The organism is Arthrobacter sp. CJ23, from assembly GCF_024741795.1.
Classification (GTDB): Bacteria; Actinomycetota; Actinomycetes; order Actinomycetales; family Micrococcaceae; genus Arthrobacter.
Genome location: NZ_CP102950.1, coordinates 1,877,570 through 1,901,922 on the forward strand (window position 1 = coordinate 1,877,570; position 24,353 = coordinate 1,901,922).

At 66.9% G+C, this 24,353-nt stretch carries 27 protein-coding genes, 7 tRNA genes and 1 riboswitch; of the genes, 20 read left to right on the forward strand and 14 right to left on the reverse strand.

Annotated features, from left to right (window positions below; translation table 11 throughout):
• Positions 1–23 precede the first annotated feature (23 nt).
• Both msrB and NVV90_RS08260 read right to left on the reverse strand, forming a co-directional pair.
• A complete protein-coding gene (gene msrB / locus NVV90_RS08255; protein WP_258440689.1) occupies positions 24–515 on the reverse strand; it encodes a peptide-methionine (R)-S-oxide reductase MsrB in 492 nt (163 codons plus the stop codon).
• A gap of 14 nt (positions 516–529) precedes the next feature.
• On the reverse strand, positions 530–1,021 hold the full coding sequence (locus tag NVV90_RS08260) for a hypothetical protein (RefSeq protein ID WP_258440690.1): 492 nt from the start codon (positions 1,019–1,021) through the stop codon (positions 530–532).
• A gap of 124 nt (positions 1,022–1,145) precedes the next feature.
• Here NVV90_RS08260 and NVV90_RS08265 point away from each other — a divergent pair, with 124 nt between their 5' ends.
• Positions 1,146–2,399, forward strand: a complete 1,254-nt coding sequence (locus tag NVV90_RS08265; protein WP_258440691.1) for a S9 family peptidase — start codon at positions 1,146–1,148, stop codon at positions 2,397–2,399.
• Positions 2,400–2,441: 42 nt separating this feature from the next.
• Here NVV90_RS08265 and ybaK read toward each other — a convergent pair whose 3' ends face one another.
• The 3 genes from ybaK to NVV90_RS08280 all read right to left on the reverse strand — a co-directional run bounded on the left by ybaK (position 2,442) and on the right by NVV90_RS08280 (position 4,411).
• Positions 2,442–2,939, reverse strand: coding sequence for a Cys-tRNA(Pro) deacylase (gene ybaK / locus NVV90_RS08270; RefSeq protein WP_258440692.1), 498 nt, complete (start codon positions 2,937–2,939; stop codon positions 2,442–2,444).
• A gap of 18 nt (positions 2,940–2,957) precedes the next feature.
• Positions 2,958–3,416, reverse strand: a complete 459-nt coding sequence (locus NVV90_RS08275) for a SufE family protein (protein WP_258440693.1) — start codon at positions 3,414–3,416, stop codon at positions 2,958–2,960.
• A 71-nt stretch (positions 3,417–3,487) separates the two neighbouring features.
• On the reverse strand, positions 3,488–4,411 hold the full coding sequence (locus NVV90_RS08280) for a sulfurtransferase (protein WP_258440694.1): 924 nt from the start codon (positions 4,409–4,411) through the stop codon (positions 3,488–3,490).
• A gap of 208 nt (positions 4,412–4,619) precedes the next feature.
• On the opposite strand from NVV90_RS08280, the gene zapE reads away from it, so the two are divergent.
• On the forward strand, positions 4,620–5,657 hold the full coding sequence (gene zapE, locus NVV90_RS08285; protein ID WP_258440695.1) for a cell division protein ZapE: 1,038 nt from the start codon (positions 4,620–4,622) through the stop codon (positions 5,655–5,657).
• Positions 5,658–5,805: 148 nt separating this feature from the next.
• On the opposite strand, the gene NVV90_RS08290 is transcribed toward zapE, so the two are convergent.
• From NVV90_RS08290 to NVV90_RS08325, 8 genes are all read right to left on the reverse strand, one after another.
• Positions 5,806–6,033: an antitoxin gene (locus NVV90_RS08290; RefSeq protein ID WP_396125366.1), complete on the reverse strand. Its 228-nt coding sequence runs from the start codon at positions 6,031–6,033 to the stop codon at positions 5,806–5,808.
• Between the two features lie 110 nt (positions 6,034–6,143).
• Positions 6,144–7,616, reverse strand: coding sequence for an amino acid permease (locus NVV90_RS08295; RefSeq protein ID WP_258440697.1), 1,473 nt, complete (start codon positions 7,614–7,616; stop codon positions 6,144–6,146).
• 204 nt (positions 7,617–7,820) lie between these two features.
• Positions 7,821–7,896: transfer RNA gene (locus NVV90_RS08300), tRNA-Gly, on the reverse strand.
• Between the two features lie 58 nt (positions 7,897–7,954).
• Positions 7,955–8,029: transfer RNA gene (locus NVV90_RS08305), tRNA-Val, on the reverse strand.
• Positions 8,030–8,053: 24 nt separating this feature from the next.
• Positions 8,054–8,126: transfer RNA gene (locus NVV90_RS08310), tRNA-Gly, on the reverse strand.
• Between the two features lie 58 nt (positions 8,127–8,184).
• A tRNA-Val gene (locus NVV90_RS08315) sits at positions 8,185–8,259 on the reverse strand.
• A gap of 39 nt (positions 8,260–8,298) precedes the next feature.
• Positions 8,299–8,369, reverse strand: a tRNA-Cys gene (locus NVV90_RS08320).
• A gap of 47 nt (positions 8,370–8,416) precedes the next feature.
• Positions 8,417–8,489: transfer RNA gene (locus tag NVV90_RS08325), tRNA-Gly, on the reverse strand.
• Positions 8,490–8,794: 305 nt separating this feature from the next.
• Between NVV90_RS08325 and NVV90_RS08330 the strand changes: the two genes are divergently transcribed.
• From NVV90_RS08330 to hisF, 15 genes are all read left to right on the forward strand, one after another.
• Positions 8,795–8,866 (forward strand) — tRNA-Val (locus NVV90_RS08330).
• Positions 8,867–8,992: 126 nt separating this feature from the next.
• Positions 8,993–9,949, forward strand: a complete 957-nt coding sequence (locus NVV90_RS08335; RefSeq protein WP_258440698.1) for a cytochrome — start codon at positions 8,993–8,995, stop codon at positions 9,947–9,949.
• 48 nt (positions 9,950–9,997) lie between these two features.
• Entirely contained in the window at positions 9,998–10,567 is a 570-nt protein-coding gene (def, locus tag NVV90_RS08340; protein ID WP_258440699.1) for a peptide deformylase, read from the forward strand.
• Complete coding sequence (fmt, locus tag NVV90_RS08345; protein ID WP_258440700.1) at positions 10,568–11,488, forward strand: methionyl-tRNA formyltransferase; 921 nt, start codon at positions 10,568–10,570, stop codon at positions 11,486–11,488.
• Positions 11,485–13,035 carry an RsmB/NOP family class I SAM-dependent RNA methyltransferase gene (locus tag NVV90_RS08350; protein WP_258440701.1) on the forward strand — a complete coding sequence of 517 codons (1,551 nt, stop codon included), beginning with the start codon at positions 11,485–11,487 and terminating at the stop codon, positions 13,033–13,035. Before fmt ends, NVV90_RS08350 begins: the two co-directional genes overlap by 4 nt.
• Positions 13,036–13,122: 87 nt before the next feature.
• Positions 13,123–13,779 (forward strand): ribulose-phosphate 3-epimerase, encoded by a 657-nt coding sequence (rpe, locus tag NVV90_RS08355; protein ID WP_258440702.1) that lies wholly within the window; start codon positions 13,123–13,125, stop codon positions 13,777–13,779.
• 103 nt (positions 13,780–13,882) lie between these two features.
• Positions 13,883–14,040: riboswitch (FMN riboswitch) on the forward strand.
• Between the two features lie 89 nt (positions 14,041–14,129).
• The gene (pnuC, locus tag NVV90_RS08360) at positions 14,130–14,822 is read left to right on the forward strand and encodes a nicotinamide riboside transporter PnuC (protein ID WP_258440703.1); all 693 of its coding nucleotides are present in this window, start codon (positions 14,130–14,132) and stop codon (positions 14,820–14,822) included.
• 59 nt (positions 14,823–14,881) lie between these two features.
• Positions 14,882–15,955 carry a bifunctional diaminohydroxyphosphoribosylaminopyrimidine deaminase/5-amino-6-(5-phosphoribosylamino)uracil reductase RibD gene (gene ribD, locus NVV90_RS08365; protein ID WP_258441111.1) on the forward strand — a complete coding sequence of 358 codons (1,074 nt, stop codon included), beginning with the start codon at positions 14,882–14,884 and terminating at the stop codon, positions 15,953–15,955.
• Positions 15,955–16,635, forward strand: a complete 681-nt coding sequence (locus NVV90_RS08370) for a riboflavin synthase (RefSeq protein ID WP_258440704.1) — start codon at positions 15,955–15,957, stop codon at positions 16,633–16,635. The genes ribD and NVV90_RS08370 overlap by 1 nt, the downstream gene beginning before the upstream one ends.
• Positions 16,632–17,330, forward strand: a complete 699-nt coding sequence (gene ribB / locus NVV90_RS08375) for a 3,4-dihydroxy-2-butanone-4-phosphate synthase (protein WP_258440705.1) — start codon at positions 16,632–16,634, stop codon at positions 17,328–17,330. Before NVV90_RS08370 ends, ribB begins: the two co-directional genes overlap by 4 nt.
• Complete coding sequence (gene ribA, locus NVV90_RS08380) at positions 17,327–18,031, forward strand: GTP cyclohydrolase II (protein ID WP_258440706.1); 705 nt, start codon at positions 17,327–17,329, stop codon at positions 18,029–18,031. Before ribB ends, ribA begins: the two co-directional genes overlap by 4 nt.
• Positions 18,032–18,066: 35 nt before the next feature.
• Positions 18,067–18,552 carry a 6,7-dimethyl-8-ribityllumazine synthase gene (gene ribH / locus NVV90_RS08385; RefSeq protein ID WP_207615629.1) on the forward strand — a complete coding sequence of 162 codons (486 nt, stop codon included), beginning with the start codon at positions 18,067–18,069 and terminating at the stop codon, positions 18,550–18,552.
• A gap of 132 nt (positions 18,553–18,684) precedes the next feature.
• Positions 18,685–18,948 carry a phosphoribosyl-ATP diphosphatase gene (locus NVV90_RS08390; RefSeq protein WP_207615628.1) on the forward strand — a complete coding sequence of 88 codons (264 nt, stop codon included), beginning with the start codon at positions 18,685–18,687 and terminating at the stop codon, positions 18,946–18,948.
• A 112-nt stretch (positions 18,949–19,060) separates the two neighbouring features.
• Positions 19,061–19,921, forward strand: a complete 861-nt coding sequence (gene hisG, locus NVV90_RS08395; protein WP_258440707.1) for an ATP phosphoribosyltransferase — start codon at positions 19,061–19,063, stop codon at positions 19,919–19,921.
• A 16-nt stretch (positions 19,922–19,937) separates the two neighbouring features.
• Positions 19,938–20,714, forward strand: coding sequence for an imidazole glycerol phosphate synthase subunit HisF (gene hisF, locus NVV90_RS08400; RefSeq protein ID WP_258440708.1), 777 nt, complete (start codon positions 19,938–19,940; stop codon positions 20,712–20,714).
• A gap of 147 nt (positions 20,715–20,861) precedes the next feature.
• Here hisF and NVV90_RS08405 read toward each other — a convergent pair whose 3' ends face one another.
• The gene (locus tag NVV90_RS08405; RefSeq protein WP_258440709.1) at positions 20,862–21,506 is read right to left on the reverse strand and encodes a TIGR03085 family metal-binding protein; all 645 of its coding nucleotides are present in this window, start codon (positions 21,504–21,506) and stop codon (positions 20,862–20,864) included.
• An 89-nt stretch (positions 21,507–21,595) separates the two neighbouring features.
• On the opposite strand from NVV90_RS08405, the gene hisI reads away from it, so the two are divergent.
• From hisI to NVV90_RS08420, 3 genes are read left to right on the forward strand one after another with little or no spacing between them, the layout of a single operon-like run.
• Positions 21,596–22,030: a phosphoribosyl-AMP cyclohydrolase gene (gene hisI, locus NVV90_RS08410; RefSeq protein ID WP_258440710.1), complete on the forward strand. Its 435-nt coding sequence runs from the start codon at positions 21,596–21,598 to the stop codon at positions 22,028–22,030.
• 57 nt (positions 22,031–22,087) lie between these two features.
• Positions 22,088–23,686 carry an anthranilate synthase component I gene (locus tag NVV90_RS08415; RefSeq protein WP_258440711.1) on the forward strand — a complete coding sequence of 533 codons (1,599 nt, stop codon included), beginning with the start codon at positions 22,088–22,090 and terminating at the stop codon, positions 23,684–23,686.
• Positions 23,683–24,288 (forward strand): Trp biosynthesis-associated membrane protein, encoded by a 606-nt coding sequence (locus NVV90_RS08420; RefSeq protein ID WP_258440712.1) that lies wholly within the window; start codon positions 23,683–23,685, stop codon positions 24,286–24,288. The genes NVV90_RS08415 and NVV90_RS08420 overlap by 4 nt, the downstream gene beginning before the upstream one ends.
• Positions 24,289–24,353 lie beyond the last annotated feature (65 nt).

Here is a 24,353-nt window from a genome sequence, read left to right on the forward strand (position 1 = left end):
CTGCCGCGGGAACGGCCGGCCAGTTATGCGCCGGGCGCGGACCCGACGAGCCTGAGCGAAACGGAGTTGATGCAGAACCGCTGGTCGGTCGGCGTGCCATAGCCCTCGCCCTCGAACATATGCCCCAGGTGCGAATCGCAGGTGGCACAACGGACTTCAACGCGCTCCATGCCCATGGTCCGGTCATGCAGGTACCGGACAGTGCCCTCGGCCAGCGGTGCCCAGAACGACGGCCAGCCGCAGTGGGAATCGAACTTCTCGTTGCTGGTGAAGAGTTCGGCGCCGCAGGCCCGGCATTGGTAGACACCCGCCGTGTGCGTGTCCCAGTACTCGCCCGTGTAGGGGCGCTCCGTGCCCGCCTGGCGCAGCACACGGAATTCCTCGGGGGTCAGCTCCTGGCGCCACTCGGCGTCCGTCTTCTCCACACAGTGCTCCTTCTCCGGGACGTCCTGGAGCGGGACACCGGCGGAGAGGTCGGCGGTCTCGAAGTATTTCCTGTTTTCAGCAGTGCTCATGCCTACACCAACGCTCAGGAGTCGCCGATAAATCCCGAGCCCGCATAGAGATGCAGCACGGGCAGCCCCAGCTGGTCCTGCGCTTTGTTGGCCCAGTCCGTGTGGAAGGTATCGGCGATGGCATGGGGCCGGGTGACCACCACGGCCTGCGCGGCGTCGAGTTCCTTGACCTTGGCCACCAGGCCAGCCACGGCACCGCCGTCGACGATCTCGCCGGTGACGCCGCCGCCCAGCCCCTCCAGGGCCGCCAGCGACGCCGCCAGGGCATCCGCTGCCTCGGCCCGCTCGGACTGCGGATCAGGGGCCGCAGCCAGCAGTTCCCGGAAGGCCTTCGCCACCTCCAGAAGCGAGAGGTTTTCCAGGAAGTCCACCAGCAGGTGACGCTCCGTGTTGGCGGGGACGAGGACCACCAAGGGTGCGTCGCCGCCGTCCACGAGCTTCTTGATGTTGGCACGGTCGTCAGGGCCCAGGGGCTCTTCGGTCAAAATGACGATTGGATCGCTCATGGCTACAGCGTAGACCCGCAGCACCGGAGCCGGCAGGGTTTTGGACGCCGATTCTCCTGGCCCCTGAACGGCGTGCGGCGGCCCTGGTGCTGCACCCCGCCCCCGCAGAGGCGAGAATGGTTCCATGGCATCGACCACCCTGACTGCTCCCGTCCTTCCCGCAGACCGCACCATGTCCACGCGCGCCAAATGGGCGGTGGCCGGCATCGTGGCCGGCGGCGGCCTGGCCGGGCTGCTGGCAACGGGTTCCTCGGCGCTCGCCGCCTACTTCGCCCGCCGCGTCATCACGCCCACCGCGCGGGTGGAAGACCAGGAAGTCCTCGCCGTGGTCCGCAGCGACGACGGCCTGCAGCTCATCCTTGCGGCCACGGAAGAGTCGGTCGTCGACGGCGTGTACAGCCTGTTCTTCGACGGCGGCCGGGGCCATGCGCGGATCGGCCGGATCGTGTCCTACTCGCCCGCGGAGCGCACCGTGCAACGCGAAGTCGAGGCCGTCTACAGCGGCGACATTTCAACCGCCCGCCGCGGCTGGTGGAGCGGCTCCGCCTACGCCGATCCCGCCGCGGTTGGCCTGGCAGCGGAAGAGCTGGCGATCGACGTCGACGGCGGACAGGCACCCGCCTGGCTGATCCGTGCCGGGACGGCAGGACCGGCACCGGTGTGGGCCATCATGGTGCACGGCCGCGGCGCAACGCGGCTCGAAGGGCTGCGGGCCGTGCGCACGGCCCGCGACCTCGGCCTGGACAGCCTGCTGATCTCCTACCGCAACGACGGCCTGGCGCCCTCCGCTGCGGACGGCCGGTACGGCCTCGGCTCCACGGAATGGCGGGATGTGGAAGCGGCCATTGCCTACGCCCTGGCCAACGGAGCCAAGGAAGTGGTGCTCTTTGGCTGGTCCATGGGCGGAGCCATCAGCCTGCAGACCGCGGACCTGTCACGGTACCGGCACCTGATCCGCGCGATGGTCCTGGATGCACCCGTCATCAACTGGGTGGACGTGCTGGCCCACCACGCCGAAATCAACCGGATTCCCTACGCCGTGGGCCGCTACGGGCAGCTGATGCTCGGGCACCCGCTGGGCCGGCGCCTGACCGGCCTGGCCGCTCCGATGGACCTGAAGACCATGGACTGGGACACCCGGGCCGTGGAGCTCAGGACTCCCACCCTGGTGATCCACAGCGTGGACGATGACTACGTGCCGTACGGTCCCTCGGCCAGCCTCGCGGAGAAGAACCCGGAGATGGTGACGTTCGAGCCGTTCACGGGGGCACGGCACACGCACGAGTGGAATGCGGACCCGCAGAAATGGGACCGCCTGGTGCGCGCCTGGCTGCAGCGGCAGCTGGCCCCACGCACGAATCCCGGGCCGCTGTCTTAGCCGCGCAGGCCTGGTCCGGGCGGGCGGCGGGTAGCGGGGTGTTCAGCCCCTGGCTGAGCCGATGCGTGCCGTCAGGGCGCCGGTCAACCGCACGAGCTCGGCCGGATCGAGTTCGATGTCCAGCCCGCGGCGGCCGCCTGAGACCAACACGGTCTCGAAATTGAAGGCCGATTCATCGAGCACCGTGGGGGAGGGCTGGCGCTGGCCCAGCGGCGAAATGCCGCCCAGTACGTAGCCTGTGCGGCGTTCGGCTGCCTTGGGATCGGCCATCGCGGCCTTCTTCGCGCCCAGGGCGGCGGCCACGGCCTTCAGGTCCAGCGTTCCGCCCACGGGCACGATCCCGACGGCGAGCCTGCCCTCGATGTCCACCATCAGCGTCTTGAAGACCCGTGCGGGGTCGATGCCCAGCACGTCCGCTGCCTCCATGCCATAGCTGGCCGCGGAGGGGTCGTGGGCGTAGGGATGCAGCGTAAAGGAAACGCCGGCCGCAGCCAGAACGGCTGTGGCCGGCGTCCCCTGTGAAGCCAGTTTCTTGGCCATGTGGTTCTGCGGTGCCTCTCAGGACTCCAGGCGGTTTGCGGCCGCCACCTTGCGCTTGATCCGTCCGAGCATTGCGGTCATGCCGCGCATGCGCAAGGGTGTGATGGCCCGCGTCAGCCCCAGTAGTTCCGGCATGTCGTCCGGAACAGCAAGGATCTCCGCGGCCGTCAGGCCGTCCAGGCCCTCATGAAGGACACCAGCGAAGCCCCGCGTGGTGGGGGCTTCGGGCGGAGCCTTGAAGAACAAGCGGTAGGCCGGGGCGCCGTCGGGCGTTTTCTCCGACTCGATGGTCAGGAACAACGGCGACTGGCACTCCACCACCTGTTCCAGCAGCTCCGGGTGGTCCTTCAGGCGCTCCGGAAGTTCCGGCAGCCCGCGGGAAAACTCCAGCAGCAGCTGCAGGCGGTCCGGTTCGGTCAGCGCCTGGAAGTCATCGACGATTTCCGCCAAAGCGGCGGGCAAAGTATTCGTATTCATTGCTTCCAGCTTACGCAGAACGGGCCGAATGCGCCGTATGGGCTTGGACACTACATGGCACGGGCGGGTTGTTACTTTCCGGCGAGGGCCGGTACAGAACCGCGCTCGGCACCCTTGACGATCGGGACGCGCACAGCATTGCCCCATTCGGTCCAGGAGCCGTCGTAATTGCGCACGGTGTCGAAGCCCAGCAGGTACTTCAAGGCGAACCAGGTGTGGCTGGAACGCTCGCCGATGCGGCAGTAAGCCACTACGTCGTCGCCGGCCTGCAGCCCGGCCTCGCCCAGGTACAGGGCCTCGAGCTCGGTGCGGGTGCGGTAGGTTCCGTCTTCGGCGGCCGCGCGCGCCCACGGGATGGACGCGGCGGTGGGGATGTGCCCGCCTCGCAGCGCGCCCTCTTCCGGGTACGCGGGCATGTGGGTGCGCTGGCCGGTGTACTCCTCAGGCGAACGGACATCGATCAGCGGCTTGCCGAAGTGTGCCAGCACGTCGTCCTTGAAGGCGCGGATGGGGGCGTCGTCGCGCTCCACCACGGGGTAGTCGCCGGCGGCGGGCTGCGGGACGTCGGTGGTCACCTCGCGGCCTTCGGCGATCCACTTGTCGCGGCCGCCGTCGAGCAGGCGGACGTCTTCGTGGCCGAAGAGGGTGAAGACCCAGAGGGCGTAGGCGGCCCACCAGTTGGACTTGTCGCCGTAGATCACCACGGTGGTGTCGCGGGAGATGCCCTTGGCGGAGGCCAGTGCGGCGAACGCGGCGCCGTCGACGTAGTCACGGGTGACCTCGTCGTTCAGGTCCGTGTGCCAGTCGATCTTGACGGAGCCCCGGATGTGGCCGGTTTCGTAGAGGAGGACGTCCTCATCGGATTCGACGACGACCAGCTTGCCGTCGGCAATGGCACCGCTTTCGAGGGCCGCTGCAAGCCACTCGGTGGAGACGAGGCGTTCCGGGTTCGCGTACTCGGCGAACTTTTCGTTCTGTTCAACGGGGTAGGACATGGCGATGGCCTTTCACTGACAACGGACGGAGCCTGGCCGGGGAGCTGGTGCGCGTGGGAGCCGGGCGTGTTTCCAACACTAACCACGGCCCGCAAGGAATGCTCCCCCTTGGTCATATGGTGAAACATGGCCTTCGTCACGTCGCCGTTTTGGCCGTTCCAATGCCGGTATTCTTGCTGGGGACTTAATACCAGAAGAACGGACCACCTTGGTACAGATCGAACAACTGGCCGCGCGCACGCCGGCAGTTTCCGTGGATGAAATCCTCAAGGGTTTCTACCCTTCGCCCCGATTTGGCGAGGTGTCTTTCGACAGCTACCGGCCGGATCCTTCGCAGCCCAGCCAGGCGGCAGCGGTCAAGGCGCTCTCGGGCTTCGCTGACGGCGTCGGCGCCGACGACGGCGGCGGGCTCTTCAAGAAGTTCTTCGCCAAGAAGCCGGCCACCCGGGCAGGCATCTACCTCGACGGCGGCTTCGGCGTTGGAAAGACCCACCTCCTGGCGTCCCTGTGGCACGCCGCTCCGGGTCCCAAGGCCTTCGGCACCTTTGTGGAGTACACCAACCTGGTGGGCGCCCTGTCCTTCCGGAAGACCGTGGAGGCGCTGAGCCACTACAAGCTGGTCTGCATCGACGAGTTCGAACTCGATGACCCGGGCGACACCGTGCTGATGTCCCGCCTCATGCGCGAACTCGCCGACGCCGGCGTGAAGCTTGCTGCCACCTCCAACACGCTGCCGGGTTCACTCGGCGAGGGCCGCTTTGCCGCCGTCGACTTCCAGCGCGAGATCCAGGTCCTTGCGGACCAGTTCGACGTCGTAAGGATCGACGGCGAGGACTTCCGCCACCGCGGCCTGCCGGCGGCTCCCGCGCCGTTGAAGAACGACGAGCTCAAGCACCGCATGCATGCCGAGTTCGATGGCAAGACCGTGGCCGTGGACGATTTCGGGGGCCTCATCCACCACCTTGCCGGCGTGCACCCGAGCCGCTACCGCCAGCTCATCTCAGGGATCGACGGCGTCGTGTGGCGGGACGTGGAGACCATCACCGAGCAGGCTGTGGCCTTGCGCTTTGTGGTGCTCGCGGACCGTCTGTACGACAAGGATGTGCCCATCCTGGCCAGCGGCGTGCCGTTCGACAAGCTGTTCACCGAGGACATGATGAGCGGCGGGTACATGAAGAAGTACTTCCGCGCGGTGTCCCGCCTCACCGCGCTGGCACGTGAAGGCCAGAACCACGAACCCGCGTAGAACGGTCGGCTGAACGAGGTGCCTGGTGGGCCAATGGGCCTGCCAAGCGCAAGCCGCGGTTAAATGCCAAGGGCACCGGCGTCGCCTCGCGGCGGGACCGGTGCCCCGTTGACGTAACTGTAAAGGGATCCCAGACCGGCAATGCCGGCTACTGAGCCTCACCTTCGGCGGGAGCCTCCTCGGCTTCACCGTCGATGTTGGACACGAAATCGGAAGCGGCGCCCTGGACTGCGTCAACCTGATCGGCGAACTTTCCACCGGTCTTTTCGTCGACGAAGTCGCCGGCCTTTTCGATGCCATCCTTGATGGCCTCTTCGTTGCCCTCGATGAGCTCCTGAGCCTTGCCCTTCAGGTCGTCAAGTAATCCCACGGGCACCTCCCTTCATTCGCGGAGCCAGATCGCCCCTCCGCCTCGAACACTAACACCGGAAAATGAGCCTGCCAAGGGTCCTTGTGACGGGGCGCTCAAGGGATTTCCGCTCCGTGTCACCGCCCCGCCGCAGCGGCTGAGGAAATCCGGGCATTGGCGAGGTGCCGGGGGCTGTCCGGGTTCATCAGCGAGTGCTTCCGGCCGTAGCCGAAGTAGATCAGCAGGCCCACCACCAGCCAGACCCCGAACCGCAGCCAGGTCTCCCAGTGGAGCTGCGCCATGAGGAAAGCAGAGGCGAGGACACCGAAGGCGGGCACCAGCGGCATGAAGGGGAGCCGGAAGGTCCGGGGCGCGTCGGGCTTCTTGTAGCGGAACACGATCACGGCCAGGCAGACCACCACGAAGGCGGCGAGGATGCCGATGTTGGTCAGGTCGGCCACGGCCTTGATCGGGAAGACACCGGCCAGCAGTGCCGAGGCGACGCCGGCGATCCAGGTGACGCGCTGCGGCGTTCCGTGCTTGTCCGTGCCGGCGAACCAGCCAGGCAGGAGACCGTCACGGCTCATGGAGAACCACACCCGGGTGACGCCGAGCAGGAAGGTCAGCATCACGGTGAGGATGGACAGCACCGCGAAGACGGAGATGATGGTGGCGATCACGGGAAGCCCGACGCCCTGGAATGCCGAGGCGAAGCCTGCAGTCGGGTTGATGTCCTTGTAGTTTTGCATGCCGGTCAGGACCAGCGTGGCGGCGACATAGAGGAGCATGGCAATGACGAGGGAGAGGACGATCGCCTTGGGCATGTGCTTCTTGCCGTCCTTGGCTTCCTCCGCGGCGGTGCTCATGGCGTCGTACCCGAAGACTGCGAAGAACACGGTGGCTGCGCCGGCCAGTACCGGGCCGAAGCCACTGGGCATGAACGGATTGAAGTTCTCCGTGTTGATGTAGAAGATGCCCAGCCCGATGATGAACAGGATGAGGACCACTTTGATGGCCACAGCCACCAGCTCAAAGCGGCCAAACGCCTTGGTGCCGCGGGACAGGATCCAGGTGACCAAGAGGCAGACGAGGATCGCCGGAAGGTTGATGATGCCGCCCTTGCCCTCGTCCGCCGTCGACGTCATCCACGTCGGCATGTGGATGCCGATGCCGGAAAGGAAGGCGTCGAAGTAGCCGGAGATGCCGATCGCGACGACGGCCACGATCGCAATGTATTCGAGCAGCAGGTCCCAGCCGATGAACCAGCCGATGATTTCCCCCAGCGCTACATAGCCGTAGGTGTAGGCCGATCCGGCCCGGGGAATCATGCCGGCGAATTCGGCATAGGAGAGGGCTGCAGCGGCCGATGCGAGGCCGGCAACGAGGAACGAGATCAGCACGGCCGGGCCGACGGCGGGGTTGTTGCCGTCACCATGGGCCACCAGGCCGGCGAGCGAGAAGATCCCGACGCCGATGATGCCGCCGACGCCGATGGCTGTCAGCTGCCACAGCCCGAGGCTCTTGAAGAGGCCGCCGTGCTTGGCGTCTTCCTCGATCTCGTCGATCGGTTTCTTTCTCATGACGGACAGCGGTGAGGTTTGTTGGATCATGGGGGCTCCTGCCTGCGGCGTGGAATGTCGATTGCTTCGAAGTACATTATGCGAGGCGTATCACATTAGATAAAGCGACTTCTTCTTAGCGGTATCGGTTAGTTCTGCTGATGAATTTGTTCGTTTGGAGCGGGAAGGAGGGGACTCTTGTGACCTGATTCCGGGCACAAAAAAGGCAGCTCCGAGGAGCTGCCTTTTTCATTATGGAGCGGACGACGAGATTCGAACTCGCGACATCCACCTTGGCAAGGTGGTGCTCTACCAGCTGAGCTACGTCCGCACATGAAGAATGTCCTGGCAAATGCCAGGCCTTCAACAACAAGCAAGTTGCCTTGCTCTGGTGGGCGATACTGGGATCGAACCAGTGACCTCTTCCGTGTCAGGGAAGCGCGCTACCGCTGCGCCAATCGCCCGTTTCCGGGTCCTTCGAGAAGGAGAGCGGACGACGAGATTCGAACTCGCGACATCCACCTTGGCAAGGTGGTGCTCTACCAGCTGAGCTACGTCCGCACATGAAGAATGTCCTGGCAAATGCCAGGCCTTCAACAACAAGCAAGTTGCCTTGCTCTGGTGGGCGATACTGGGATCGAACCAGTGACCTCTTCCGTGTCAGGGAAGCGCGCTACCGCTGCGCCAATCGCCCATCGAATCCAACCGAAGTCGGAAACCATGGTTTTCACCGAGGTGGGTACGGGATTCGAACCCGTGTATACGGCTTTGCAGGCCGCTGCCTCGCCTCTCGGCCAACCCACCGTGTAAGCAGAATTCCGAGGAACAATTTGCTTTGACAGTGCCTTGCGAGCGGACGACGAGATTCGAACTCGCGACATCCACCTTGGCAAGGTGGTGCTCTACCAGCTGAGCTACGTCCGCAGTGTTGGAACGCCGGCCTGCCTCGCAGGCATTCCGTCGCTTTCCGACGAGTAAAAACTCTATAGGAGGTTCCGGGAAACTCCAAATCGAAGGCATGGAACTGGGTAGGAATGCGGCTGGATCGTTGAATTTGCGGGGTTTTTGGTGAGTTTCAAGCGTGTAATTCCATGGCTGTAGTTCGGAGGGGGCGCGGTTGCTGCGGGTATGCCGGACGGGAATGCATAGCCGCTGGTCAGGGCCGTTTGTGCTGCGTTTGTGCTCCGTTTTGCATTCCGGTCAGCGTCGGCTAGTCTTCTTATGCACCGGGGCGATTGGCGCAGTGGTAGCGCGCTTCGTTCACACCGAAGAGGTCACTGGTTCGAACCCAGTATCGCCCACACATCAAGGTCCGCCTGATCCATGAATACATGGATCAGGCGGACCTTTTTTGTTGCCACAAGGTGTGCCCGCCCTATCGTCGCCCACGGACCCATATTGTCCGGGCCATGTGAAAGAGTCTTTCCATGACAGATCCACTGCTTGCCCACGCCACCGAATACGGCCGGATGTATGCCCGCTCCACCTCGGAGCAGTTCTCCGTCCCCTCCATCACCACCGTCATCGGCCAGCAGGCCCACACGCTGGATGGCTGGTTCGGGTACATGGGCGCCAACAGCCTGGCCCAGGATCCGGAGCTCCCCGCACTGCTCGGCAGCCCTGCCAAAATCCGCCAGGCGGTTAACAAGGCAGCGAAAGCCGCGGAACTGTACCGCGACGAGGCGGCCCAGCGCGGCGACAGGGTCCATAACTACTGCGAGCAGGTGGCCCTCCGCGCCCTCGGGCGGCCGCACCGCATGCAGGAAACCCGTGAGGAATTGGCCGCCAACGGCGAGGCCGCCTTCGCCGCACGCTTCGACGAATGGTGGGAGCTGTACCGCGTGGAGCCGCTGGCGCCGGAGATTACCGTGTGGAACAAGACGGTGGGCTACGCGGGAACGCTGGACCTCGTGGCCAGGATCAACGGCCGGATCTGCCTGATCGACTACAAGACCAAAGGCACCACCCGGGACGGCACCGTCAAGCCCCTTGACGACAAGGTGGTGATGCAGCTCGTGGCAGGCATGAAAGCCGAAGAGAGCCTGGTGGATCCGGTCGCGGGGGAGTGGGAGAGCTGGAAGTACGGTGACAACCCCATGCTGCTGGCCGTGGCCATCGGGGAAACGGAAGTCCGGCCCCAGCGAGCCAACCCCGATGTCTTGAAGCACCACTGGTGGAAGTTCTGTGCGCTTAAGCGCGTGTGGGAAATGTCTGCCAACGTCACGGCGGCCGGTCAGGCCCTGTTGCCGGTGGCACCGCCGTCGTACCCCGCCGGTTCCGGTAACGCACCGCAGCCCGGAAGCGCAGGGCAGTCCGGGAACCCGTCGCAGCCCGGGAACTTCGCGAACCTCGTGGACCCGCTGCACTCCACTAAACTGGCTTAGGTCCATAACACCGGACCGCAGCAAGCCGATCGTGAGGAAATACAGCAGATGGCCATTTTGAGTATCCGTATCATCGGGGACCCGGTGCTTCGCACGGTTGCCGATCCCGTCACGGAATTCGGGCCTGAGCTTGCCAAACTGGTTGCCGACATGACGGAAACCATGGAAGACGTCGACGGCGCAGGCCTCGCCGCGCCGCAGATCGGCGTCAGCCAGCGCGTCTTCACGTACCGGATCGGCGGGGTGGAGGGCCACATCATCAACCCCGTGCTCGAAAACAGCGAGGACTTCCAGCCGGACGAGGGCGAAGGCTGCCTGTCCATCCCCGGCCTCGGCTTCCCCGTCCGCCGTTACCGCGCAACCCGGGCCACCGGTGTGGACATCCATGGCAACCCTGTCTCCGTGGACGCCGAAGGCATGCTTGCCCGCTGCTTCCAGCATGAAACGGACCACCTGGACGGCATCCTCTTCACCGACCGGCTTGAAGGCGAAGACCGCAAGGCCGCCCTCCGCGCCATCCGGAACGCCAACTACCACGCCGTCACCGAACAGACCACTGCCAAGCGGGCCACCTCGGTAGGCTCCAGCTTCGGCGGCGGCAGCTTCGGGGGCGCCTGAATGAGGGTTCTGTTCGCGGGAACGCCGGCTGTGGCAGTCCCGTCCCTGGACGCCCTCATCAAGGCAGGGTTCGACGTCGTCGCCGTGCTGACCCGTCCGGACGCCCCGCTGGGCCGCAAGCGCGTGCTGACGCCGTCTCCCGTTGCCGCCCGCGCCGCCGAACTCGGCATCGACATCATCCACGCCAGCAAAGTGGACGCGGAGACCACGGCGCGCATCGCCGAAGCAGAACCCGACGTGGCCGCGATCGTGGCCTACGGAGGACTCATCCCGCGCGCAGCCCTCGACATTCCGCGGCACGGTTGGGTCAACCTGCACTTCTCCCTCCTGCCGGCTTGGCGGGGGGCCGCCCCCGTGCAGCGTTCGGTCATCGCCGGAGACGACGTCACCGGAGCCGTCACGTTCCGCCTGGAAGAGGGCCTGGACACCGGCCCTGTCTTCGGAACCCTCACGGAGTCGGTCAACCCGGCAGATACCGCAGGTGAGCTCCTTGAGCGGCTTTCGCACAGCGGTGCCGTGCTTCTGGGCCAGACCTTGGCGGCGATCGACGCCGGCAAGGCCTCGCCCCAGCCGCAGTCCGGCGACGTTTCGCTGGCTCCCAAGCTGGGCCTCGACGACGGCCGGCTCGACTGGCAGCAGCCCGCGCTGGCGCTCAACCGCAGGTCCCGCGGTGTGACTCCCGAGCCCGGCGCCTGGACCACACTGGACGGGCAGCGCGTCAAGCTCGAACCCGTGGCACTCCGCCCGGAGGTCAAGGACCTCGCTCCGGGGGCTGTCCGGGTGGACGGTAAGAGCGTTTTTGTCGGCACCGGATCCCATGCCGTCGAGCTTGGCCGCATCCAGCCTGCGGGAAAGAAAATGATGTCGTCGGCCGATTGGGCCCGCGGCTTGGCAACACCTGAGAGAGTGGTATTCGAATGAGCGAGTCCGGCCGGCGCGGCCCCAACAACAACGGGAGCCGGGACAGCGGCGGCCAACGCCATCGTAGCTCCGGGGGAGCCAGCAAGCGCGACGCCCAGGGCCGCGAACGAAACAGGGGCCCGCAGCGGGGCTTCTCCACCAACGCCCCGTCGCAGCGCAGCCGCCGGGCAGACCCCGCGCGCCTGGTGGCGTTCGAGGTCCTGCGTGCCGTTGCCTCGGAGGACGCCTACGCCAACCTGGTCCTTCCGGTGCGGATCCGCGAACACCGCCTGGACAAGCGCGACGCCGGCTTCGCCACCGAACTCAGCTACGGAGCCCTTCGTGGCCAGGGCACCTATGACGCCATCCTGTCCGCCTGCGTTGACCGCCCGTTGGACCAGCTTGACCCCGCCATCCTGGATGCGCTGCGGATCGGCGCCCACCAGCTGCTGGCCATGCGCGTCCCGGCCCACGCCGCGCTCGACCAGACCGTCGGCCTGGCCCGTGCGGTGATCGGCGCCGGCCCCTCCGCGCTCATCAACGCGGTGCTGCGCAAGGTGGCTGCCCGCACCCTGCCGGAGTGGCTGGACCTCCTCCTGGACGGGGAAGACGACGAAACCAGGATCGCCTCGCTGCGCCATGCCCACCCGGAGTGGATCGTGCGTGCCCTGCGGCAGTCACTTGTGAACCACGGCCGGCCCGCCTCGGACATCACCGATCTGCTCGAGGCGGACAACGCCGCTCCCGTGGTGAACCTCGTGGCCCTTCCGGGCCTGGGAAGCCTTGACGAAGCCTTCGAGAACGGCGCGGCCCGCGGCGAACTCGTCGAAGACTCGGCGCTCTCCGCCGGCGGCGACCTCGGCAGGCTGGAGTCGGTCCGCAACGGCACCACCCGCGTGCAGGACGTCGGCTCGCAGCTCGTGGCGCGCGCCGTCGCCGGCGTCGACCTCGGCCACGGTTCCGCCGCAGGCGAGAAGTGGCTGGACCTCTGCGCCGGACCCGGCGGCAAGGCGGCCCTCCTGGCCGCCCTGGCCAACGAAAGCGGCGCCACGTTGCTGGCCAACGAGCCTGCGCCCCACCGCGCCAAGCTGGTCCGCCAGGCACTCGGAGCCGTTCCTGAAAGCGCCTGGACCGTGCGGACCGGCGATGGCCGCGACGTCGGCAAGGAACAGCCCGAATCCTTCGACCGGGTCCTGGCCGACGTCCCGTGCAGCGGCCTCGGTGCCCTGCGCCGCCGGCCCGAGTCCCGCTGGCGCCGCTCGCCCAAGGACATCGGCGACCTCGGCCCGCTCCAGCGCGAGCTGCTCAACTCCGCCATCGACGCCGTCAAGCCCGGCGGCGTGGTGGCCTACGTGACCTGCTCGCCGCACCCGGCCGAGACCACCGCCGTCGTGGGCGATGCGATGCACAAGCGCGAGGACCTCGAACTTCTCGACGCCGGCCTGGCCATGGACGCCGTCAGCCTGGGCGGAAGCCTCGGCGCCGGACACGACAAGACGGCCCAGCTGTGGCCGCACGTGCACCAGACCGATGCCATGTTCATCGCGATCATCCGCAAGAAGCCGTAGCCACCGCTTCGGACGTTGCCGCGGCCGCACCACACAGCCCCGGCAACACCACCGCCACCTGACCGTCACCAACCTGAGGGGACTTCCTTGTCTCAGTGCTGTATCAACCCGAGCATCCTGTCCGCGGACTTCGTCAACCTTGAGGCGGAGCTTCAGCGGATCAGCAACGCCGATGCCGTGCACGTGGATGTCATGGACAACCACTTCGTGCCCAACCTCACGCTCGGGCTGCCGGTGGTCCAGCGCATCCAGGCCGTGAGCCCGGTGCCGCTTGACGCCCACCTCATGATCGCCGACGCCGACCGCTGGGCACCCGCCTACGCGGACGCGGGCGTCGCCTCCGTGACCTTCCATGCCGAGGCCGCCATGGCTCCCGTCAAGCTCGCCAGGGAACTGCGGGCGCGCGGCTCCAAGGCAGGCATGGCACTGCGCCCCGCCACGCCGGTGGAGCCCTACCTGGACATGCTCAGCGAACTCGACATGCTCCTGATCATGACCGTGGAACCGGGCTTCGGCGGCCAGTCCTTCCTTGACATCACGCTGCCCAAGATCCGCCGGGCCCGCGCCGCCATCGACGGATCCGGCATCGGCGTGGCCCTGCAGGTGGACGGCGGCATCACCGAGGAAACCATCCTGCGGGCCGCGGAAGCCGGGGCGAATGTGTTCGTGGCCGGCTCCGCCGTCTACGGCCATGAGGACCCTGCTGCGGCGATTGAGCGACTCCGGGCCGCCGGGTCCCTCTGAACATCGGGTCCCGCAGAAATATGACACCATCCATGAAATTCGTTACACATTGTTCCGGGAATAGCCTGGCGGTGTGGCGGGTTGTGTCAGAATAACAACACACATACGTGCTCCGGGGTCGGTGTAATTCCGAACCGGCGGTCATAGTCCGCGACCCGCGAGCCGTCCCGCTCCAAAGCAATTTGGAGTTCTGACGGCGAACGGTTGAACTGGTGGAATTCCAGTACCGACAGTTAAAGTCTGGATGGGAGAAGCACGTACAGTCATGCCTTGGGCGCCCTTTTGCGGCACCCGGTATTGCGCTGTCGTACACCCCCGGAGCCATCGCGGCATTCGAGGGAAGGAACGACATGGACTTTCTGCGATGGCTCTTCGAAGCACAGATACCGGTAGGCGGATCTGCGCTTGTTCTACGCGAAGTGCTAGGAAACATCTTCGGGCTCACCAGCGCCCTTGGCGGCATGCGCCGCAAAGTCTGGGCATGGCCGGTGGGCATCATAGGCAACGTCCTGCTGTTGACGGTCTTCCTCGGCAACGTCTTCGGAGCGGCCACACCGGCAACGCTCTGGGGCCAGGCCGGGCGCCAGGTCATGTTCATCGGCGTCGCCGTCTACGGCTGGTACCGCTGGCAGCAAGGCAGGCAGTCCGCCACTCAAGGCCGCGCCGTCGTGCCCGGCTGGGCCGGTGCCAGGACGCGCATTGCACTCGTCGCCGCCATGTTCGCCGGCACGGCAGCACTGACGCCGCTCTTCGATTCCCTGGGTTCGTACCCGCCCGTCTGGGCTGATGCCTGGACGTTCATGGGTTCCCTGCTCGCCACCTACGGCATGGCCCGGGGCTGGACCGAGTTCTGGCTCATCTGGGTGGCCGTGGACATTGTGGGGGTGCCGCTGCTCTTCAGCGCAGGCTACTTCGCGAGCGCCTTCATGTACCTCTTCTACGGCATCTTCACGCTCGCAGGCTTCTTCGTCTGGTGGCGCGCCAGCAAACGCGAAAAGCCGGCAATTGCCCCGGCGCCTGCCCCGGCAGGAGCGGCCTTGTGAGCACAGCAAACACCCACTCCACCCAGACCGGTGCCGTCAGCGAGGCGGAAGCCACTGCAATGGACGCCGCACTGCAGGCAGCCCTCGGCGGACCGCGCGGGGCCAACCCGCTGGTGGGCGCCGTCGTGCTGGGGCCCGACGGCCGGCAGTTGGTCTCCGGCTTCCACCGCGGAGCCGGCACACCCCACGCCGAGGCGGACGCCATCACACAGGCCCGCATCCAGGGGATCAACCTTGAGGGCACCACGATGGTGGTCACGCTCGAACCCTGCAACCACGCCGGGCGCACCGGCCCCTGCTCGCAGGCCATCATCGACGCCGGAATCGCCCGGGTGGTCTACGCCGTGGACGATCCCCACGACCCCGCCGCCGGCGGGGCCAGGACCCTCGCGGCCGCCGGCGTTGACGTGGCCTCGGGGCTCGCAGCCGCACAGGCTACGGAGCTGAACCGGGAATGGTTCGACGCCGTGGCCGCCAAGCGGCCGTTCGTGACCATGCACATCGCGCAGACGCTCGACAGCAGGATCGCGGCAGCGGACGGCACCAGCCAGTGGATCTCCAGCCCGGAGTCGCTGCGCGACAACCACGGGCTGCGCGGCCTCATCGACGCCATCCTTGTGGGCACGGAAACGGTCCTGGTGGACAACCCCCGGCTGACTGCCCGTGACCCGGACGGAGCGCCTGCAGCATCCCAGCCGCTGCGTGCCGTGATGGGCTTGCGCGAGGTCCCTGCCGGTGCCGCCGTGCGCGGCACGGACGGCAGGTTCATCCACCTGCCCACCAGGGACCCTGCCGAAGCACTCTCCCTGCTCTTCGCCGAAGGAGCCAGGCACGTCATGGTGGAGGGCGGCTCCCGCATACTGGGCGCCTTCCTGGGCGCAGGGCTGGTGGACGAGCTCATCGTCTACCTCGCCCCGACGCTGCTGGGATCCGGCACGCCTGCCCTGCGGGATCTGGGCATCACCACCCTGGCCAACGCCCAGCACTGGGACTGGGACGATGCCGCGGGCGGCGCCGTCCGCCCCCTGGGGCGCGACCTCAGGCTGCACCTGAGGCCGGGCCGGACCACTGAAGGCCACGAGAATCCAACCCCGGGCAAGGATGCCGCGGGAACTGTCACAGGAGGACACTGATGTTTACCGGAATCGTCGCCGAACAGGGCACCGTTCTGTCGATCAACCGCGACGGCGACGCGAGCGCGACCCTGCGTCTCAAGGCGCCCACCACCACCGAAGGCCTGGCCCTGGGCGGTTCCATCGCCGTCAACGGCGTCTGCCTGACGGCCACGGACATCGACGGCCAGGACTTCAGCGTCGACGTCATGGGGGAGACCCTGGTCCGCACCACCATCGGCGAACTCGCGGCAGGCGACTCGGTCAACCTTGAGCGTTGTGTCCCCGCCGGCGGACGCCTGGACGGCCACGTCGTCCAGGGACACGTCGACGGCGTCGGCGAGCTCGTGGAGCGCGAGGCCCTGGGCAACTGGGACCGCCTGCGGTTCGGCGTCCCGGCCCCGCTGGCACGGTACATCGCCGAGAAGGGGTCCATCGCCGTCGACGGCGTATCGCTCACCGTCACAGCGGTCAGCCCCGCGGCGGAGACCGCCCCGTGGTTCGAAGTGGGTCTCATCCCCACCACGCTGGAGGAAACCGGCCTGGGAGCCAAGCCCACCGGAGGCCGCGTCAACCTGGAAGTGGATGTCCTGGCCAAATACACCGAACGGCTGCTGTCCTTCACCACACGCTCCGCAGCCCCGGCCCACGTCGCCGAAGCGGCCCCCGCAGCAGCGCCTGAACAGGAGAACGCGCGATGAGCTCCCCACAGGCAAAGAGCACACTGAACGCCGGAGAGCGGCACGGCCTGGACCCGGTGGAGGCCGCGGTCGCGGCGATGGCTGCCGGCAAGGCCGTGATCGTGGTGGACAACGAAGACCGCGAGAACGAAGGCGACATCATTTTCGCCGCCGAGCACGCCACCCCGGCCCTCATGGGCTGGACCATCCGGTACAGCTCCGGCGTCATCTGTGTGCCGCTTGAGGGCGCGCGGGCCGACGCCCTCGCCCTGCCGCCGATGGTGCAGATCAACGAGGACGCCAAGGGCACGGCCTACACGGTGTCCTGCGACGCCGCCGTCGGAGTGAGCACGGGAATCTCGGCCACGGACAGGGCTTTGACCGCCCGGATCCTGGCCGATCCGGCCAGCACCCCCTCAGCAATTACGCGTCCCGGGCATATTTTCCCGCTGCGGGCCGTTAAGGGAGGAGTGCGTGAACGTCCGGGCCACACGGAAGCTGCCGTGGACCTGTGCCGTCTTGCCGGACTTGCTCCGGTGGGCGTGATCGCCGAGTTGGTACATGACAACGGTGAAATGATGCGCCTGGACAGCCTGCGCGACTTCGCCGCCGAACACGAATGCCCCCTCATCTCCATTGAGGACCTGGTGGCATACGTGGAAGCGTTGGAGAGCGACGGGGGAGCAGCCCAGTCCGCGGATGAGGAGAAGCAATGACCGCAGCGACAAACCGCGACGGCGGCAACGCCGCCCGCGCGCCGCATCCAGTGAGCGGCGGACCGATCGTCCAGCTGCCTACGGCGTTTGGTGACTTCGTGGCCCAGGCCTGGACCGACCACGTCACCGGCGTGGAACACCTCGCCGTCAGCTCTCCAAACCCTCCACGGAACGGCAAGGCCCCGCTGGTACGCCTGCATTCCGAATGCCTCACGGGAGACGTGTTCGGCTCCTACCGCTGCGACTGCGGCGAGCAGCTGGCCTACGCCCTGGAAATGATCCGCGAAGAAGGCGGCACCCTGCTGTACCTGCGCGGCCAGGAAGGCCGGGGCATTGGCCTGGCCAACAAGATCAAGGCCTATGCCCTGCAGGAAGCCGGCTTCGACACCGTGGAGGCCAACGAGCAGCTCGGACTGCCCGTCGATGCCCGCTGCTACAAGGCGGCAGCGCAGATCCTTGCCGAGATGGGCCTGCATGAGGTGCGGCTCCTCAGCAACAACCCGGACAAGCAGAACCGCCTGGCGCAGGCGGGTGTTGCAGTGGTCGAGATGGTCCCCACCGAGGTGCCGTCCCGCGAGCAGAACATCCGCTACCTGCAGACCAAGAAGGACCGCATGGACCACCTCCTGGCTCTCGACACCGAGACCGCCGGTTCCTCCAAGCACGCAGTAAACAGCACTTTCGACCTCAACCAAGACTGAACCTCCACCAAGACTGAACGGAAACACCACACCACATGAGCGGACACGGCGCCCCCACCATCGACCTCAGCACCCTCAACCCGGAGGCCAGTTCGCAGCTGAAGCTGGCCATCGTTGCCGCCAGCTGGCACACCCAGATCATGGACGGCCTGGTTGACGGCGCCCTGCGCGCGGCCAAGGAAGCCGGCATCGCCGAGCCCGTGCTGCTGCGCGTTCCGGGTTCCTTCGAGCTCCCCGTCGCCGCGGCGCGGCTGGCACCGCACTTTGACGCCGTCGTCGCACTCGGCGTCGTCATTCGCGGCGGCACGCCGCACTTCGACTACGTCTGCCAGGCCGCGACGTCGGGACTCACCGACGTCAGCGTCCGCACCGGCGTGCCGGTGGGCTTCGGCGTGCTCACCTGCGACACCGAGGAGCAGGGCCTGGACCGGGCCGGCCTGGCCGGTTCCTCCGAAGACAAGGGCCACGAGGCCGTCACCGCGGCGCTGGCCACGGCCTTGACCCTCAAGCAGTACGCATAGCTCGAAAGACAGCCGGTTCCAAAGACTGCCGGTCATGACCAGGGGGATGTGGGTGTGTTATCACTCACATCCCCTTCGTCATGCAAGGCCCCGACACGCGGTGCCGGCCCGCGAGCAAGTAGTCTGGAGTGCGTGAAGAATTTCGAGACGCTGTTCGCAGAACTGAGTGAGAAAGCAGCGACCCGCCCGGCAGGCTCCCGTACCGTCGCCGAACTGGACTCCGGAATCCACGGCATCGGCAAAAAGGTCGTGGAAGAGGCCGCCGAAGTGTGGATGGCCGCCGAGTACGAATCCGACGACGCCGCCGCCGAGGAAATCTCCCAGCTGCTCTACCACCTGCAGGTCCTCATGCTCGCCAAGGGCCTCACCCTGGAAGACGTTTACAAGCATCTCTAGCCACGCCACTCCGCAGTCCGGGGCACCGTCAATCAGACGGGCCGCCGGAGCCGGAGCCCATCGCGTGGCCCGTGTGCCTGAAAACCATCATTCCAAACCAGAAAGTTTCCCCATGCTGCGAGTAGCCGTCCCCAACAAGGGATCCCTGTCCGAAGCCGCCTCGGCCATGCTGTCTGAGGCGGGATACCGCCAGCGCCGCGACACCCGCGAACTGGTCATGGTCGATCCCGACAACGACATTGAGTTCTTCTTCCTCCGCCCGCGCGACATCGCCGTATACGTCGGCCAGGGAACCCTCGACGTCGGCATCACCGGCCGGGACCTGCTGCTGGACGCGCAGGTGGAGGCAGAAGAAATGCTTCCACTCGGCTTTGCCGCCTCGACGTTCCGTTTCGCCGGCCCCGTGGGCGATTTCTCCGGCGTCGAGCAGCTCGAAGGCAAGCGCCTGGCCACAAGCTACGACGGCCTCCTGCGCGACTACCTCGCCGAGCGCGGCGTGAACGCGAAGGTGGTCCGCCTGGACGGTGCCGTGGAATCCTCCGTGCGCTTGGGCGTCGCCGACGCGATCGCCGACGTCGTCGAGACCGGAAACACCCTCAAGGCAGCCGGCATGGAAATCTTCGGCGAGCCCATCCTCAAATCGGAAGCTGTGCTGATCCGCCGCACCGGTGAGCGCGGTGCCGCAAACGGCACGGCCAAGGAGATTGAGGTGCTCATCCGCCGCCTGCAGGGCGTCCTCGTGGCACGCCAGTACGTGCTGATGGACTACGACATCCGCAAAGAGCTCGTCGAAGAGGCTGCCGCACTGACCCCCGGCCTGGAATCGCCCACGGTTTCGCCGCTGCGCGACTCCGACTGGGTTGCCGTCCGCTCCATGGTTCCCAAGAAGGAAACCAACCGGATCATGGACGAGCTCTACGATCTCGGTGCCCGGGCCATCCTGGTCAGCAGCATCCACGCCTGCCGCATCTGATTTCCAGGAGAACACCATGGCTGTAGCTGTACGAGTCATCCCGTGCCTCGATGTCGACGCCGGCCGCGTCGTCAAGGGCGTCAACTTCGAGGGCCTTCGCGATGCCGGGGACCCGGTGGAGCTGGCACACCGCTATGACAACGCCGGCGCCGACGAACTGACGTTCCTCGACGTCACGGCATCCTCGGGCAACCGCGAAACCACCTTCGACGTGGTTCGCCGCACCGCCGAGGAAGTTTTCATTCCCCTGACCGTGGGCGGCGGCGTCCGCGGCGTGGCCGAGGTGGACAAGCTCCTGCGCTTCGGTGCCGACAAGGCGTCGATCAACACCGCAGCCGTGGCCCGCCCGGACGTCATCGACGAAATCACCCGGCACTTCGGCTCGCAGGTCCTGGTGCTCTCCGTGGATGCACGCCGCACCCGGCCCGGCTCCGAGCCCACGGCCTCCGGCTTCGAGGTGACCACCCACGGCGGCCGCCAAGGGACCGGCATCGACGCAATCGCCTGGGCCAAGGAAGCCGCGGACCGTGGCGTGGGCGAGATCCTGCTCAACTCCATTGACGCCGACGGCACCAAGGACGGTTTCGACCTCGAACTGATCCGCCTGGTCCGTGCGGCCGTCAATATCCCCATCATCGCCTCGGGCGGCGCCGGCGAGCCGGCGCACTTCCCGCCCGCCGTCGAAGCAGGGGCAGACGCCGTCCTGGCCGCCTCCGTGTTCCACTTCGGCCCGGACGATATGATCTCCCAGGTCAAGACCGCCATCCGCGAAGCAGGCTTCGAGGTCCGCTAGTCCCCAGCAGACAACAACGCGGGGTCACTTACGGCCCATCCGGTGACGGATGATGGGCCGTAAGTGACCCTCCCCACCCGCCCCCTATCCTCGCAAGCTCGGACAGGGAACCCGGCGGGCGTGGGCCCCCGTTGCTTGGTTAAGCGGTCAGAGGCCGATGTCGGCCGACTGCAGGAGCGCGACGGCGTCGGGCTGGCCTTCGAAGGTGACCAGCGCCTGGCGCGTGCGTCCGTGGGCGTGCATGAGCAGTTCGCCCGGCTCGCCGACAATGGCCACCGAAACCGGGGCACGCTTGGCAACATGGCGGGGGCCGGTGGGACGGACCAGGACAATGCCGAGGTCCACGCCGCGGTACAGGAAGGCCGCACGCTTGATCAGTTCATCCCAAAGGGCGTCAGAATACTCGTCATCGAGTGCGCGCGGGGCCCAGCGGTCGCCCGCGCGGCGGATGTCCTCCGTGTGGACGAAGTACTCGATGAGATTGGAGGCTTCGTCGAGAGCCTTGATCTTCAGCGGCGACAAGGCTCCGGGACCGGCGCGGAAGGCGTTCACGATCCCGGCGTAGTCCTCGGCGGTCTTGAGCTTGGCGGCCAGCTTGGCTGTGGCCTTGTCCGAGGCCTTCCCCAGGCGGGGGATCAGGAGGCCGACGCCCACGGAGGCCTTGCGCTCACGCAGGTAGAGGTGCGCGGCAAGGTCACGGGTCAGCCACCCCTTGCAGAGCGTGGCAGAGTCAGGACCGGCCGCAAGGAGTGTTTCGGCCAGTACTTCGCGGGAGGGATCGACGAAATGCATCACTTGTGAAACTAGCACGAGAGGCCCGCTCTTGCGCACTGGAACCGCCGCAGAGTTTCGCCCCGTTGAAAGGCACTAGACTTGGTCTGATGTCTGAGCAGTCTGCCCCCAGCCCCACTCCCGCCGCGGAGCTTTCCAGCAACCCCGGAAGCCCGCTTCCCCAGGAGATTGCCGGCGCCCTGAAGCGCGATTCCGCAGGCCTGGTGGCCGCCATCGTCCAGCAGCACGATACCAACGAGGTGCTCATGCTCGGCTGGATGGACGATGAAGCGCTGAACCGCACCCTGACCACCGGCCGGGTGACGTTCTACTCGCGCTCCCGCCAGGAATACTGGCGCAAGGGCGACACGTCCGGGCACGCGCAATTCGTCAAGTCCGTCGCCCTCGACTGCGACGGCGATGCCCTGCTGGTCCGAGTTGACCAGGTGGGCGCCGCATGCCACACCGGAACCCGGACCTGCTTCGACGGCCGCAGCGTCGACGTCGTCACGGGCCACCGCGAGCAGGCAGGCCAGCGGGACTAGTCCCCGCACCACATTCACAGATGCACCACCACTGAGCAGAGGCGGAGAAGAATAGCCATGCAGGACCTTGGAATCATCAGCCCGGGCCTGGAAGAGTTCCGCGAACTCGCCCTCCACAGCCGTGTCATCCCCGTCCGGCTGAAGGTCCTGGCCGACGCAGAGACCCCGATCGGCCTCTACCGGAAGCTGGCCCAGGGCCAGCCAGGCACGTTCCTCATGGAGTCCGCCGCCGTTGGTGGCGCATGGTCCCGCTATTCGTTCATCGGAGCCCGTTCCCGCGCCACGCTGACCAGCAAGGACGGCCAAGCGCATTGGATCGGCGAGCCGCCGGTGGGCGTGCCGGTGGACGGCAGCCCCGTGGATGCCGTCCGCGACACCGTTGCCGCGCTGCAGACCAACCGTTTCGAAGGCCTGCCGCCGTTCACCTCCGGCCTGGTGGGATTCCTGGGTTGGGAAACCGTCCGCCACTGGGAAAAGCTCACCAGCCCGCCCGAGGATGACCTGGACCTGCCGGAAATGGCGCTGAACCTGGTCACCGACATGGCCGTGCACGACAACATGGACGGCACTGTCCTGCTGATCGCGAACGCCATCAACTTCGACAACAGCTCCGAGCGGGTCGATGACGCCTGGCATGATGCCGTGGCCCGCGTGAAGGCCCTGCTCGAACAGGTGAGCACGCCCGTGGCCCAGCCCGTCTCCGTGCTGGAAACGGCCGCCGTCGACTTTGCCTCCAGCGTCCAGGAACGCTGGGACGAGGACAAGTACATGGCCGCCCTGGACCGCGGCAAGGAAGCGATCGTGGACGGCGAAGTCTTCCAGGTGGTCATCTCGCGCCGCTTCGAAATGGAATGCGGCGCCGACCCGCTGGACGTGTATCGCGTGCTGCGCAACACCAACCCGAGCCCGTACATGTACATCTTCAGCCTCGAGGACGCCGCGGGCCGCGAGTACTCGATCGTTGGCTCGTCCCCGGAAGCCCTTGTCACCGTGCACGGCGACGAGGTCATCACGCACCCCATCGCCGGTTCGCGCCCGCGCGGCAAGACCGTGGAGGCCGACAAGGCCCTGGCCACGGAACTGCTCGCCGACCAAAAGGAACGCGCCGAGCACCTCATGCTGGTGGACCTGTCCCGCAACGACCTCTCCAAGGTCTGCGTTGCCGGGACCGTGGACGTCACGCAGTTCATGGAAGTGGAGCGTTTCAGCCACATCATGCACCTGGTCTCCACCGTGGTGGGCGAGCTCGCCCCGAAGGCCACGGCCTACGACGTCCTGAAGGCGACGTTCCCGGCCGGCACGCTCTCGGGTGCGCCCAAGCCCCGGGCCCTGCGCCTGCTCGACGAACTCGAACCGCACCGCCGCGGCATCTACGGCGGTGTGGTGGGGTACCTCGACTTCGCCGGGGACATGGACATGGCCATCGCCATCCGCTCCGCCCTGCTCCGCGAAGGCCGGGCCTACGTCCAGGCCGGCGGCGGGATCGTGGCGGACTCGCACAAACCGTCCGAAGCACTGGAAACCGTCAACAAGGCCGCCGCGCCGCTGCGCGCCGTGCACACGGCAGGCTCGCTGCGCAACATCTCGGCAGACTCCGTGCCCGCGGCCGGTAGCGCCGCAGCAGGAAACGCCGACGGCGGGACGCCCGCCGAATGAGCACCGCAACACCCGCAAACCCGGCCGTCCGGCCCCCACGCTGGGCGCGCAAGTCCACCCTGGTGCTGGTGACGGTGCTCTTGGCCCTCGCGGTCTTCGGTACCACCACGCAGAGCTGGATCGATGTCCGCCTGGACCCGGCCTCCGCGTCCAGCAGCGATCTCCACGTGCAGGGGAGCAAGGCGGCCACGGCCGTGACGGCTCTGGCGCTGGTGGCCTTGGCCGGCGGCCTGGCAGCCTCCATTGCCGGCCGGTTCTCGCGGTGGATCATCGCCGCGATCATCGCGCTCTCTGCGGCGGGCATCATCGTAGCGGCTGCCACCGTCCTGGCCGCCCCTCTCGCCGCGGCACAGGGCTCGATCGCCGCCGCCACCGGGATTTCCGGCGGACAAGCCGCGGCGACCGCAACCGTGTTCCCGCTGCTCGCCGTCGTCGCGGCTTCCTTGCTGGCAGTGTGCGCCGTGGTCCTCCCACCGGCGGGCCGCCATTGGAAGTCGCGCACCAAGTACGACGTCTCGGCAGGCGCCCGGCAGGCCGGTACCGGCCCCGTCGATGAAATCGACAGCTGGGACAGCCTTTCGCGTGGGGAAGACCCTACCTAACGGCCGACCCGGCAGAGCTTTTGCCGGCCCCGCGCAACAAACGCGGGGTTCCCGGCGCTGACGTC

Excerpts from the sequence above, each read along its gene's own strand:
- msrB (WP_258440689.1), bottom strand. The coding sequence starts at position 515 with ATGAGCACTGCTGAAAACAGGAAATACTTCGAGACCGCCGACCTCTCC.
- NVV90_RS08260 (WP_258440690.1), bottom strand. The coding sequence starts at position 1,021 with ATGAGCGATCCAATCGTCATTTTGACCGAAGAGCCCCTGGGCCCTGAC.
- NVV90_RS08265 (WP_258440691.1), top strand. The coding sequence starts at position 1,146 with ATGGCATCGACCACCCTGACTGCTCCCGTCCTTCCCGCAGACCGCACC.
- ybaK (WP_258440692.1), bottom strand. The coding sequence starts at position 2,939 with ATGGCCAAGAAACTGGCTTCACAGGGGACGCCGGCCACAGCCGTTCTG.
- NVV90_RS08275 (WP_258440693.1), bottom strand. The coding sequence starts at position 3,416 with ATGAATACGAATACTTTGCCCGCCGCTTTGGCGGAAATCGTCGATGAC.
- NVV90_RS08280 (WP_258440694.1), bottom strand. The coding sequence starts at position 4,411 with ATGTCCTACCCCGTTGAACAGAACGAAAAGTTCGCCGAGTACGCGAAC.
- NVV90_RS08295 (WP_258440697.1), bottom strand. The coding sequence starts at position 7,616 with ATGATCCAACAAACCTCACCGCTGTCCGTCATGAGAAAGAAACCGATC.
- NVV90_RS08335 (WP_258440698.1), top strand. The coding sequence starts at position 8,993 with ATGACAGATCCACTGCTTGCCCACGCCACCGAATACGGCCGGATGTAT.
- def (WP_258440699.1), top strand. The coding sequence starts at position 9,998 with ATGGCCATTTTGAGTATCCGTATCATCGGGGACCCGGTGCTTCGCACG.
- fmt (WP_258440700.1), top strand. The coding sequence starts at position 10,568 with ATGAGGGTTCTGTTCGCGGGAACGCCGGCTGTGGCAGTCCCGTCCCTG.
- NVV90_RS08350 (WP_258440701.1), top strand. The coding sequence starts at position 11,485 with ATGAGCGAGTCCGGCCGGCGCGGCCCCAACAACAACGGGAGCCGGGAC.
- pnuC (WP_258440703.1), top strand. The coding sequence starts at position 14,130 with ATGGACTTTCTGCGATGGCTCTTCGAAGCACAGATACCGGTAGGCGGA.
- ribD (WP_258441111.1), top strand. The coding sequence starts at position 14,882 with ATGGACGCCGCACTGCAGGCAGCCCTCGGCGGACCGCGCGGGGCCAAC.
- NVV90_RS08370 (WP_258440704.1), top strand. The coding sequence starts at position 15,955 with ATGTTTACCGGAATCGTCGCCGAACAGGGCACCGTTCTGTCGATCAAC.
- ribB (WP_258440705.1), top strand. The coding sequence starts at position 16,632 with ATGAGCTCCCCACAGGCAAAGAGCACACTGAACGCCGGAGAGCGGCAC.
- ribA (WP_258440706.1), top strand. The coding sequence starts at position 17,327 with ATGACCGCAGCGACAAACCGCGACGGCGGCAACGCCGCCCGCGCGCCG.
- ribH (WP_207615629.1), top strand. The coding sequence starts at position 18,067 with ATGAGCGGACACGGCGCCCCCACCATCGACCTCAGCACCCTCAACCCG.
- hisG (WP_258440707.1), top strand. The coding sequence starts at position 19,061 with ATGCTGCGAGTAGCCGTCCCCAACAAGGGATCCCTGTCCGAAGCCGCC.
- hisF (WP_258440708.1), top strand. The coding sequence starts at position 19,938 with ATGGCTGTAGCTGTACGAGTCATCCCGTGCCTCGATGTCGACGCCGGC.
- NVV90_RS08405 (WP_258440709.1), bottom strand. The coding sequence starts at position 21,506 with ATGCATTTCGTCGATCCCTCCCGCGAAGTACTGGCCGAAACACTCCTT.
- hisI (WP_258440710.1), top strand. The coding sequence starts at position 21,596 with ATGTCTGAGCAGTCTGCCCCCAGCCCCACTCCCGCCGCGGAGCTTTCC.
- NVV90_RS08415 (WP_258440711.1), top strand. The coding sequence starts at position 22,088 with ATGCAGGACCTTGGAATCATCAGCCCGGGCCTGGAAGAGTTCCGCGAA.
- NVV90_RS08420 (WP_258440712.1), top strand. The coding sequence starts at position 23,683 with ATGAGCACCGCAACACCCGCAAACCCGGCCGTCCGGCCCCCACGCTGG.